9 protein-coding genes are annotated in these 11,557 nt (G+C 63.5%); 5 read left to right on the forward strand and 4 right to left on the reverse strand.

What is annotated here, in order from left to right:
• Position 1 precedes the first annotated feature (1 nt).
• Entirely contained in the window at positions 2-508 is a 507-nt protein-coding gene (gene moaC, locus NKH21_RS25495) for a cyclic pyranopterin monophosphate synthase MoaC (RefSeq protein ID WP_352665071.1), read from the forward strand.
• Positions 508-1,713: a molybdopterin molybdotransferase MoeA gene (locus NKH21_RS25500; protein ID WP_352665073.1), complete on the forward strand. Its 1,206-nt coding sequence runs from the start codon at positions 508-510 to the stop codon at positions 1,711-1,713. The genes moaC and NKH21_RS25500 overlap by 1 nt, the downstream gene beginning before the upstream one ends.
• Positions 1,714-1,720: 7 nt before the next feature.
• On the opposite strand, the gene NKH21_RS25505 is transcribed toward NKH21_RS25500, so the two are convergent.
• Positions 1,721-2,551 carry a hormone-sensitive lipase gene (locus NKH21_RS25505; RefSeq protein ID WP_352665075.1) on the reverse strand — a complete coding sequence of 277 codons (831 nt, stop codon included), beginning with the start codon at positions 2,549-2,551 and terminating at the stop codon, positions 1,721-1,723.
• Positions 2,552-2,647: 96 nt separating this feature from the next.
• Positions 2,648-3,895 carry a kynureninase gene (gene kynU, locus NKH21_RS25510; protein ID WP_352665077.1) on the reverse strand — a complete coding sequence of 416 codons (1,248 nt, stop codon included), beginning with the start codon at positions 3,893-3,895 and terminating at the stop codon, positions 2,648-2,650.
• Between the two features lie 448 nt (positions 3,896-4,343).
• On the opposite strand from kynU, the gene lexA reads away from it, so the two are divergent.
• Positions 4,344-5,078, forward strand: a complete 735-nt coding sequence (gene lexA, locus NKH21_RS25515; protein WP_352448829.1) for a transcriptional repressor LexA — start codon at positions 4,344-4,346, stop codon at positions 5,076-5,078.
• On the opposite strand, the gene NKH21_RS25520 is transcribed toward lexA, so the two are convergent.
• Positions 5,072-7,537, reverse strand: a complete 2,466-nt coding sequence (locus NKH21_RS25520; RefSeq protein WP_352868235.1) for a ComEC/Rec2 family competence protein — start codon at positions 7,535-7,537, stop codon at positions 5,072-5,074. The genes lexA and NKH21_RS25520 overlap by 7 nt on opposite strands.
• Before the next feature lie 96 nt (positions 7,538-7,633).
• Here NKH21_RS25520 and gltX point away from each other — a divergent pair, with 96 nt between their 5' ends.
• Entirely contained in the window at positions 7,634-9,055 is a 1,422-nt protein-coding gene (gene gltX / locus NKH21_RS25525; RefSeq protein ID WP_352868237.1) for a glutamate--tRNA ligase, read from the forward strand.
• Between the two features lie 179 nt (positions 9,056-9,234).
• Positions 9,235-10,563 carry a citrate synthase gene (gltA, locus tag NKH21_RS25530; protein WP_254817305.1) on the forward strand — a complete coding sequence of 443 codons (1,329 nt, stop codon included), beginning with the start codon at positions 9,235-9,237 and terminating at the stop codon, positions 10,561-10,563.
• 78 nt (positions 10,564-10,641) lie between these two features.
• Here the strand turns inward: gltA and NKH21_RS25535 are convergent.
• Positions 10,642-11,557 (reverse strand): lipid-A-disaccharide synthase (locus NKH21_RS25535; protein WP_352868240.1); only part of this gene is annotated, 916 nt, incomplete at its 5' end.

An 11,557-nucleotide genomic window follows, 5' to 3' on the forward strand; every position in this document is an offset into this window, starting at 1 on the left:
GATGGCGGCCGCCCTCACCCATCTTGGCGCGCAGGGCGAAGCCAATATGGTCGATGTCGGCGACAAAGCTGAGACGGTGCGCACGGCAGTTGCGGAAGGTTTTGTCGCGATGCGGCCCGAGACGCTGGACATGATCCTCGCCGGCGACGCCAAGAAGGGCGACGTGCTGGGCACCGCGCGCATTGCCGGCATCATGGCGGCCAAGAAGACGCACGAACTGATCCCGCTTTGCCATCCTCTGCTGCTGACCAGGATATCTGTCGATATCGAGGCGGACGCCGCGCTGCCCGGCCTGAAGGTGACAGCATTGACCCGCGTCACCGGCAAGACCGGCGTTGAGATGGAGGCTCTGAGTGCCGTCTCGGTCGCTTGCCTGACCATCTACGACATGGCCAAGGCGGTCGACCGCGCCATGGTCATCTCCGGCATCAGGCTGGTTGAAAAGACCGGCGGCAAATCCGGCGACTACAAGATCACCGGAGGCGGGGCCACCGGGGCAGGCCGATAATGGCGCTGGTCCCGGTTGCCGAGGCGCTCGAGCGCCTGCTGGACGGCGCAGCAGCGCTGCCGGGCGAACGCGCCGCACTGCTGGATGCCGCCGACCGCGTGCTGGCGGAGCCGGTTGTGGCGCTCCGCACCCAGCCGCCGTTCAACGCCTCCGCCATGGACGGCTATGCCGTGCGGGTGGCCGACATCGCGTCCGTACCGGCAAAGCTTTCGGTGGTCGGCATGGCGCCGGCCGGACGCGGCTTTGCCGGAACGGTGCAGCAGCGGCAGGCCGTGCGTATCTTCACCGGCGCGCCGCTTCCCGAAGGTGCCGACACCATCGTCATCCAGGAGAACGTCCGCGATCTCGGCGGCGGTGTCGTAGAAGTGACGGAGCCGACGGTGCAGGGGCGAAACATCCGCCGCCTCGGGCTCGATTTCGCCAAGGGCGATGTCCTGCTGCCCAAAGGCCGCCTGCTCGATCCGGCGGCCTTGTCGCTCGCGGCGTCGGCCAACCATCCCGAGGTCGCCGTGGTCAAGCGGCCGCTGGTCGCCATTATCGCGACCGGCGACGAATTGCTGCCGCCGGGCAGCAATCTTGGCCCCAACCAGATCATCTCCTCCAACGCCTATGGTGTCGCCGCCGCCGCACAGTCGATCGGTGCGCGCGCGCTCGACCTTGGCATCGCGCCGGACCGCAGGGAGGCGATCGCTGCGCTGGTTGAAAAGGCCGTGAAGGCTGGCGCGAACGTCATCGTCACGCTGGGCGGTGCCTCGGTCGGCGACCACGACCTCGTCCATGACGTCCTGACCGGGCAAGGCATGACGCTCGATTTCTGGAAGATCGCCATGCGGCCGGGCAAGCCGCTGATGTTCGGGCGGCTGGGCGACATTCGCTGCATCGGCCTGCCCGGCAATCCGGTGGCAAGCCTGGTCTGCACCCAGCTCTTCCTCAAGCCGCTGCTGGCGCGGCTCGGCGGCCGCGCCTTTCAGCAGGATATACGTCAGGTGCGGCTCGGTGCTGCCATGCCGGCCAACGATCTCAGGCAAGATTATGTGCGGGCTGTTGTCACAGACGATGCCGGTACGCTCGTGGCGACGCCGTTCGGCATCCAGGACTCCTCGATGCTGAAAATGCTGGCCGATGCCAACGGGTTGATCGTCCGCGCGCCGTTCGCGCCTGCCGCGGCGGCGGGCTCCCCCTGCGACGTGCTGATGCTACGCTGAACCTGCCTCACTCCGAGATCAAGGTCCGGGTCAGCGGATGGTCTGGATCGGCCAAACCGTCGATGATGTTGAAATGATGCCGGTCAGGCTCGACCACCGAGCTGGTCGCGGCACCCAGGCCGATCCAGATGTTGGCCAGCAACGCGCTCTGGCGCAGGAATTCGGCGCGCTCGCCGCCGCCGGCCCAGCAGGTCAGGCAGGCCTTGTCCATCGGGCGCAGCAGCACCGGACTTTCGGCCTGCGCCTCGGCCTCATCGATCGCCAGCGTCTCGTTCATGCCGGTGCGCATGATCGGGCGCAAATCGTGCACCCCCGAGATCGACACCACGTGACGAACGCGCCGGACCACTTCGGGCGCCAGCGGCGTCGTCGCCGTAACCATCCGGCTAACAAGATGGCCGCCGGCCGAGTGTCCGGTCAGCATCAGCGGCCCTGCGACCATCGCCGCCGCTGTGCCGATCGCCGCGCCGACTTCCTTGACGATGCCGGCAACGCGTATCTGCGGACAGAGCGTGTAGGACGGCATCGCAACCGCATAGCCGCGATCAACAGCGCCAGCGGCAAGATGCGACCAGAAACTCTTGTCGAATGCCATCCAGTAGCCGCCATGGACGAACACCACGAGTCCCTTGGGCTTGGTGGCCGGCAGGATAAGATCGAGCCGATTGCGTGGCTTATCGCCATAGGCCAAGTCGAGCCGCGCCCTGCCCTCGGTCGAAAGCACGTCGCGGAAAACCCGAGCGGGCTCAACCCAGGCCGCCGGCCAGCGATCGCTGCTGGCTATGTTGGCGCCGTTGGCATAGGCGTTGTCCCAATCGGCAATGTGACGTTCGAACACCCTGCGCCCTCCCCTGGCAATATGGCCTTGCGACGTAGCGTGAGCATCGCGCGGCGCGTCGTCGCCAGCCTCACGGCTCCAGCTCTCGCATCAATCTCAAGTGACAGCCGTCTTGATGGCGAAGCGCGCATCCTTCCATGCACCGGTGCGCAGGATGTCCTCAAGTACTTCGACGGCCTGCCAGACATCGGCATAGCCGACATAGAGCGGGGTGAAGCCGAAGCGCATGGTCGATGGCGCGCGAAAATCGCCGATCACGCCACGTTCGATCAGCGCGCGCATGATCTGGTAGCCATGCTCATGCATGAATGAAATCTGGCTGCCGCGTTTTTCCCCATCGCGCGTGCTTTCGAGCGTGAGCCCGTAAGTGCCGCACTTTGCCTCGACAAGCTCGATGAACAGATCGGCCAGCGCGATGCTCTTCTTGCGCACCGCCGTCATGTCGACATCGTTCCAGATGTCGAGCGCGCCCTTAAGCGTGCGCATCGACAGGACCGGCTGCGTGCCGCACAGAAACCGGCGGATGCCGGTGCCGGCCGCATAGCCTGGCTCGAAGGCGAAGGGCCGTGCATGGCCCCACCAGCCGGTGAGCGGCTGCTGGATGTCGGCAAGATGCCGCTCAGCCGCATAGATGAAAGCAGGCGCGCCCGGGCCGCCATTCAGATATTTGTAGGTGCAGCCAACGGCAAAATCGGCGTTTGCCTTGTCGAGCTCGACTGGCATCGCTCCAGCGGTGTGGCAGAGATCCCAGACGATCATCGCCCCGGCTTCCTGGGCTCTGCGCGTCAGCGCCGGCATGTCGCGCAGTTCGCCCGACTTGTAGTTGACGTGGTTGACCAGCACCACAGCGGTGCGTTCGTCGATCAGCTCTTCGATGCTCGGCGCGTCGACCCCCGAGAGGCGCAGCAGCGTATCCTTTCGCGTCGAAGCCACACCCTCAGCCATGTAGAGGTCCGTCGGAAAACTATCGCCCTCGGCGACGATGACCTGCCGCTCCGGTCGCATGGCCATGGCGGCGTGCAGCAGTTTATAGATGTTGACCGACGTCGTGTCGCAGACCACCGTCTGGCCGGCCGCGGCACCGATCAGGCGCCCGAGCTGGTCGCCAAGTTCAAGCGGCATGTTGAACCAGCCGGCCGTGTTCCATGCGCGGATGAGATCATGCGACCATTCTTCGGTCGCGGCCTTGCGCAATTCATCGAAAGCGGCACGTGAAGCAGCTCCTAGCGAATTGCCGTCGAGATAGATCACTCCTTGCGGCAACACAAAGCGGTCGCGCATCGCGCGCAGCGGATCTGCGGCATCCATCGCCTTTATGGCCGCGAGATCGGGAATTCCTGTCATGATTTGCCTGCTCCCCCAAAATTCAATGCAACGCCGGATACGCATCGACTGTTCTTCCATCACCTGGTTGCGCGCAGGAAGGCTCCACCGGCGAGAAGCAGCCTAACCAGGCGGTGGAAACCAGGACTTAACCCGAGGTTGGCGTTTTGAGTTCGTTTCGTTCACGGTGCATTGACCAAACCGCACACTCGATAGGGGTTCACTTCCGTGCCCTCCGCCGACCGACGGCCGATGCCAATGTGGCCTTCCGGGAAGCCAGAAGGGCGCAAACGAAAGCAGAATCAAGGCGATGAGGCTCGCGACGGTGAAAGTGGGGTACCCCGGTTAGGGGACGTCGTTTGTTTCCCGAGCCTTAACGCATTCATTAAACTTTAAACAGTTGCGGAACACAACTGGAACAGATAGTGTTTGTTCTGGGTTTGTTTTTCTGATTCTGTTGGGGGTCGCTATGCTGACACGCAAACAACACGAACTGCTTATGTTCATCCACGAAAGATTGAAGGAAAGCGGTATCCCGCCTTCCTTCGACGAGATGAAGGAAGCGCTCGACCTGGCTTCCAAATCGGGAATCCACCGGCTGATTACGGCACTGGAGGAGCGCGGCTTCATTCGCCGTTTGCCCAACCGGGCCCGTGCGCTGGAGGTGCTGCGCCTGCCTGACTCGATCGCCCCCGGCCTCAATGCGGCACGCAAGTTCTCGCCGAGTGTCATCCAGGGCAGTCTTGGGCAAGGCGGTCCGCGGCAAGGCAAGCCGACATCGTCGCGCGTCCCTGCGGCCGGAAATGACGACGATGTCGTCGCCGCCGTTTCGATCCCGGTGATGGGCCGCATCGCCGCCGGTGTGCCGATCGACGCCATCCAGCACCAGACGCATTCGATTTCGGTGCCGCCGGATATGATCATGGGCGGCGAGCATTATGCGCTCGAGGTCAAAGGCGATTCGATGATCGAGGCTGGCATTTTCGACGGCGACACGGTGATCATCCGCAATGCCGATACGGCGAGCCCCGGTGAGATCGTGGTGGCACTGGTCGACGAGGAGGAAGCGACGCTGAAGCGGTTCCGCCGCAAGGGCGCTTCGATCGCCCTGGAAGCCGCCAATCCGGCCTACGAGACGCGCATCTTCGGACCAGACAGGGTCAAGGTGCAAGGCAAGCTCGTCGGACTGATCCGCCGCTACTGAGTTCCGCCCTTGGCGCCGGCTTTGGGTTTGTCGGCCCTGCGGTATGGCGGCAGGCCCCGTGCCGCGCGTGAAAATTTCCGCTGCACGTGCCAGGGCCGGTATGATTTTTCGACCGCGAAACGGATTTCGGCGCGTGTTGCAGCTTGTGGATCGAAATAGACGGCGGCACTTCCCGCGCGCGCCAGTTGCCGTTTGGTGACGACGAGGACCAGCCGGTCGTAGTAGCAGGGGTTATGGGCGGTGGCGTCGTCGATGACGATCAAACTGGCAAAGGCGCAGGCTGGCCGCGCAGTATCGCGGTCCTTGGCTTGTGCGATGATCGCGCCGGATGGATGCCTGGCAAGGCAGAGGCCGTCCGTGCAAATGAACGGCATACCCGGCGGTAGGTCGGCCGGATCGGCAATGTCGAATTGCGGATCGTTCTTTCCAGGTGTTTCCGGCGCGACGATAGCCTCTGATGTGAGCGCGCGTTTCCAGTTGTCGATGGTGAACTCATTCGGGCGTGCCCGGTTGACCGCGAGTTCACCGCTGTCGATCGGCAGCGCGACCAACCGTGCGTCCTCCGAGATCAATACATCGGGTACGCGCGTCTGGGTTGTCGTTAGCAAGCCGGCGAGCGCAAAAGGAAGTGCCGCCAGCCGCAACCAGGTCGTCGCCATGCTGGCAATGACAAGGGCGATCGTCACCAAAAGGACGGATCTCAGCGAAATCAGCCCAACCGCATCGATTGGCGAGCGCTCGGAGATCCACCCGGACAGGGCGATCATCGCCGTCAGCCCCTTGCCCATCACGTATAGGAAAGGCCCATCCGCGCCGAACGGCATCGCCAGCGCACTGAGGACGGCGAAGGGCATGACGACCAGTGAGACGATGGGCATGATGGCCAGATTGGCGAACAGGCTGAGCGGCGCCACGCGCTGGAAATGCCATATGGCGAAAAGCGCCGTGGCGCTCCCTGCAATGATTGAGGTCATCGCCAGGCCGCCCATGCCCAGCAGGACCTTTCGCGTGGCGAGGCGTAGCGGCGACCGCCGCGGCGGCGGCCTGGTGGCCCTGCCGGCGCGGTAGTCGGACCAGCCGGCATAGGCGCCGACAAGGGCCGCCGTCGCGGCGAAGGACATCTGGAAGCTCGGACCGACCACCTCGTGTGGCGACACCAGAATGACCGCGATGGCCGAGATCGCCAGGTTGCGCATGGTGAGCGCGGCCCGGTCGAACAGCACGGCGATAAGCATCACCGCCAGCATGATGAAGCTGCGTTCGGCCGCTACCACAATGCCGGAAAAGACGAGGTAGGCCGCAATCGAAAAAAGCGCGGCGGCCGCGGCATATTTCTTGACCGGCCGTCGCGATGAGAAATCGGGAAACAGCGCAAAGGCGCCGCGTAGCAGCGCCATGATGGTGCCGGCGACCAACGCCATATGCAGCCCCGAGATAGAGATGATGTGATAGATGCCTGTACGCCGCATCGCTTCGTTGATCTCCTCGGGAATGCCGGCGCGCACGCCGACGATCAGCGCAGCAGCAATCTCGCCCTCGGCGCCGCCGATGCGGCTGCGGATATGGTCGGCGATGGATTCGCGCGCGTCTTCGATCGCAGAAGAAAGCCGCGCGGCAAGCGGCATGCTGCCCGACGACACGACTTTCGGATTGCCGAGAAAAAAGCCGCTGCCGCCGATACCGGCGAAATAGCTGTCGAAGGAGAAATCATAGCTGTCGGGCCGCACCGGCCCGGTCGGCGGCAGCAGCCGCACATAGCCGGCGATCTCGGAACCGGCGGTCAGCTCAGCCGGTATTTTCATCGCCGAAACGCGGACCCGTTCCGGCATGTAACGCAGTGTCGGCCTGGCGGTTGAGATCACATCGATCGTCAGCCTGATGCGGCCGCTCGCCATGGGCTCGTACGATACGACGCGACCCGTCAGCCGCGTCGAGATTTCGGAACCGAGCATATGCGTCCCGACACGCCAGGTCTCGAACTTGGCGGCAAGCACGCCAAGCGCGCAGAGCAACGCCACTATGAAGCACAGGCGCGTCCTGGGCCATGACCGCGAGACGACGGCACAAAGGGCTGCCAAGGCGACGATAGCGATCGGCTGTGGGAAGGCCGGCTCGGCCGCCATCGCGAAATACACGACCACCCCGCATGCGAGGAACACCGGCACCAGCAGGAAGGCGATGCCGCGGTCGAGTTCCAGGCCGGCCGCCGAGGTTATGCTATTGCGGATACGGGACGGTGACGGGAGGCGGAAGCGACGGCGTAGGCGCACGATGGGCTCGCCCGCGGGCACGGGAACCGTTGCGGGGTCGCTGGCCGGCAGCGACGGAGCATCAAAGCGCGGAGCGGGCAGCAATGCCGGTGCCGGAAGGACAGGCAGGGGAGCGGCAAACAGCAAGCGTTCGCTGACGCCGCTGCCAGCGTCCTCGCCCTCGCCCGCACCACGGCCTCGCACAGCCATCGGGTCTGCCCCTTGCGCCCTCGACCTCCTATGCTACATGAACGCGCAACGCGCGAAAGTCCGCAAACCCACTTCCTTCGCCCGCCTGAGAGTTCCATGCCCGATAAGGTCGTCACCCGTTTTGCCCCCTCGCCCACCGGCTATCTGCACATTGGCGGCGCGCGCACGGCGCTGTTCAACTGGCTGTATGCCAAGCACACAGGCGGCACGATGCTGCTGCGCATCGAGGACACCGACCGCGAGCGCTCCACCGATGCGGCAACCGCGGCCATTCTCGACGGGCTTTCCTGGCTTGGCCTGACATGGGACGGCGAGCCGGTGTCGCAGTTCGAGCGTGCGCCGCGCCATCGCGAGGTGGCCGAGGAGCTCGTTCGCACGGGCAAGGCCTATTATTGTTATGCGACGCCTGCCGAGCTGGAAGCAATGCGCGAGAGCGCACGGGCCAAGGGGCTGCCTCCCCGCTATGACGGACGCTGGCGCGACCGCGACCCGTCGGAGGCGCCGCCCGGCGCCAAGGGGGCGATCCGCATCAAGGCGCCGACAGACGGCGAGACGGTGGTACATGACCGCGTCCAGGGCGACGTGCGCTTTCCCAACAAGGATCTCGACGATTTCATTATTCTGCGCTCGGACGGCAATCCAACCTACATGCATGCCGTCGTCGTCGACGATCACGACATGGGCATCACCCACATCATCCGCGGCGACGATCATTTGACCAACGCCGCACGCCAGACCGTAATCTACCAGGCCATGGGCTGGGAGGTGCCGTCGATGTCGCATATCCCGCTGATCCACGGTGCCGACGGCGCCAAGCTGTCGAAGCGGCACGGTGCGCTTGGCGTCGAGGCCTATCGCGCCATGGGCTACCTGCCGGAGGCGCTGCTCAACTATCTGGCGAGGCTTGGCTGGAGCCACGGCGACGATGAGATCATGTCGATCGCCGACATGATCGCATGGTTCGACATTGGCGACGTCAACAAGGGCGCCGCCCGTTTCGACTTCGCCAAGCTCGAGGCGCTTAATGGCGTGCATATGCGCCGGATGAACGACACCGCGCTGCTCGACATCTTCGTCGCCACTCTGCCCTATCTCGAAGGCGGCCCGGCAATCGCCGCGCGCCTCGACGACGGACGCAGGGCGCAACTGCTTGCCGCTTTGCCGGGCCTGAAGGAGCGCGCCAAGACGCTGGTCGAACTTGTTGAAGGGGCTGCATTCCTGTTCGTCGAGCGGCCGCTGCCGGTCGACGAGAAGGCGGCGGCGCTACTCAGCGGTGAGGCGCGCGCGATCCTGCAGGGCGCTCATGCGGCACTAGCCATGGTGTCGGACTGGTCTGCCGCCTCAGCGGAAGCCGCGATCCGCGACTATGCGCAGGCAGGCGGCCATAAACTCGGCGCCGTGGCCCAACCTTTGCGCGCCGCGCTCACCGGCAAAAGTACCTCGCCAGGTGTCTTTGATGTGCTTGCCGTGCTTGGCCGCGAGGAAAGCCTGGCGCGGATCGCTGATCAAATCGATTAGCAAACTGGCCCAAGAAGATTGGCATTGAAAGGTGTGTTTCGCAGTGCAACATTGGGTCTTGGCCTAATCTGGCGCGCAGATTCAATTGCGGGCGCAAATGTGCGTATTCCGATGCTTTTGACGTGTTGGGTTCAGATATTTTGCCTTTGCCGGCCTGAGGAAACAAAAAGGAGTTTGCTATGACCGAACCTGCGACAAAAATGGAATTTGGCGGCAAAACCCAGGCATCCACGGCAAAGCTGGAACTCGGCGGCAAAACCCATGAATTCAAGATACGAAGTGGTTCGGTAGGACCTGACGTCATCGACATCGGTTCGCTCTACAACACTGCCGGCGTCTTTACCTACGATCCCGGCTTTACGTCGACGGCGAGCTGCGAATCGGAAATCACCTTCATCGATGGCGATGCCGGCATTCTTTTGCACCGCGGCTACCCGATCGACCAATTGGCCGAGCACGGCGACTTCCTCGAAGTCTGCTATCTCTTGCTCTATGGTGAACTACCGACCAAGGCGCAGAAGGACGATTTCGACTACCGGGTGACGCGCCACACCATGGTGCATGAGCAGATGTCGCGCTTTTTCACCGGCTTCCGCCGCGATGCGCATCCGATGGCGGTGATGTGCGGCGTGGTTGGCGCGCTGTCGGCCTTCTATCACGATTCCACCGACATCTCGGACCCTTATCAACGTATGGTCGCCTCAATGCGGCTGATCGCCAAGATGCCGACGATCGCGGCGATGGCCTATAAATACCACATCGGCCAGCCATTCATTTACCCGAAGAACGAGCTGAATTTCGCAGCCAATTTCCTGCATATGTGCTTCGCCGTGCCTTGCGAGGAATACAAGATCAATCCGGTGCTGGCGCGCGCGATGGAGCGCATCTTCATCCTGCACGCCGATCACGAACAGAACGCCTCGACTTCGACCGTCCGCCTGGCTGGCTCGTCGGGCGCCAATCCCTTTGCCTGTATTGCTGCCGGCATCGCCTGCCTGTGGGGTCCCGCACATGGCGGCGCCAACGAGGCAGCCCTGAACATGCTGGGCGAGATCGGCCATGTCGATCACATCCCGGAATTCATTGCGCGCGCCAAGGATAAGAACGATCCGTTCCGATTGATGGGATTTGGCCACCGCGTTTACAAGAACTACGATCCGCGCGCCAAGATCATGCAGAAGACCGCGCACGAGGTCCTGGGCGAGCTCGGCATCAAGGACGATCCGCTGCTCGACATCGCCATGGAGCTGGAAAAAATCGCGCTGACCGATTCCTATTTCATCGAGAAGAAGCTCTATCCGAACGTCGATTTCTATTCCGGCATCACGCTGAAGGCGCTGGGCTTCCCCACCACCATGTTCACCGTGCTGTTCGCGGTCGCCCGTACCGTCGGCTGGATCGCGCAGTGGAAGGAGATGATCGAGGACCCGCACCAGAAGATCGGTCGCCCGCGCCAGCTCTATACCGGCGCGCCGGAACGGGATTACGTGCCGATCGCGAAGCGGTGAAGATGGTGAATGGGAGCAGCGAAGCGTCGCTCCCTGTCCATGGAAACCACTATTCACAATTCACTATTCACCGTTCACTCACTTCCTCACCATGCCCATCACCACCCCAGCGGCAATCTCGCCTGACGGCTTGGCGGTTGCCATACGCCCGGCAATCTCGGCAAAACCGTGCTTCTGCCAGGTGCGGTAGGCGGTATCGGAGAACAGCGCTTCCAGCTGCCGCGCCAGATAATGCGGCCGCACATATTGATTGTAGTGTTCCGGCACAACCGGCCGGTCGGCAATGAGATTGGGCAAGGCTGCGCTCCATACTTTGATTAGCGGCTGCGCCATGCGCATGACCGGATCGAGCCGGTAGCAGGAGATCATCGGCACACCCGCCAGTGCCAGTTCCAGCGATACCGTCCCCGATGCGATCAGCGCCGCGTCCGCCTTGCCGAAGGCCTGCCATTTGCGTTCGGCATCAAGTATGATCTCAGGCTTCTCGTCCCAGCTCGCGACCGAGGTCCTGACAAGGTCGGCGACGTGTGGCACCGTCGGCAACAGCAGGCGCAAGCGGTGCCCGCGTGCCCGCAGGATCGACACCGTCTCGCCGAACGGCCCAACCAGGCGCCGCACCTCGCCGCGACGCGAACCGGGCAATACAAGCAACGTTTTCACTCGGTCAGCGGAGACGTCACGCGGCTGCGCCTGCGCCCTGGCGGCACTGACTATGCCCGGATCGTGTGCAAGGCGATGCCCGACATAGGTGCCGGGCGGCCCGCCCAGGCGAGCGAGTTCCTTCACCTCGAACGGCAGGATGCAAAGAATGTGATCGACATATGGCTTCATCGCCGCCGCCCTGCCCGGTCGCCAGGCCCACACGCTCGGGCAGACATAGTGGACGGTCGGGATGGTCGGATCGGCGGCACGCACCTTCTTGGCGACGCGCAGCGAGAAATCCGGGCTGTCGATGGTGATAAGGCAATCGGGCTTTTCACCGGCAATCGCGTTT

It is taken from the genome of Mesorhizobium sp. M1329, assembly GCF_040318035.1.
GTDB lineage: Bacteria > Pseudomonadota > Alphaproteobacteria > Rhizobiales > Rhizobiaceae > Mesorhizobium.

Bases quoted from the DNA above. Each gene is read 5' to 3' on its own strand.
- moaC (WP_352665071.1), top strand. From the start codon at position 2: ATGGCGGCCGCCCTCACCCATCTTGGCGCGCAGGGCGAAGCCAATATG.
- kynU (WP_352665077.1), bottom strand. From the start codon at position 3,895: ATGACAGGAATTCCCGATCTCGCGGCCATAAAGGCGATGGATGCCGCA.
- NKH21_RS25500 (WP_352665073.1), top strand. From the start codon at position 508: ATGGCGCTGGTCCCGGTTGCCGAGGCGCTCGAGCGCCTGCTGGACGGC.
- gltA (WP_254817305.1), top strand. From the start codon at position 9,235: ATGACCGAACCTGCGACAAAAATGGAATTTGGCGGCAAAACCCAGGCA.
- NKH21_RS25520 (WP_352868235.1), bottom strand. From the start codon at position 7,537: ATGGCTGTGCGAGGCCGTGGTGCGGGCGAGGGCGAGGACGCTGGCAGC.
- lexA (WP_352448829.1), top strand. From the start codon at position 4,344: ATGCTGACACGCAAACAACACGAACTGCTTATGTTCATCCACGAAAGA.
- gltX (WP_352868237.1), top strand. From the start codon at position 7,634: ATGCCCGATAAGGTCGTCACCCGTTTTGCCCCCTCGCCCACCGGCTAT.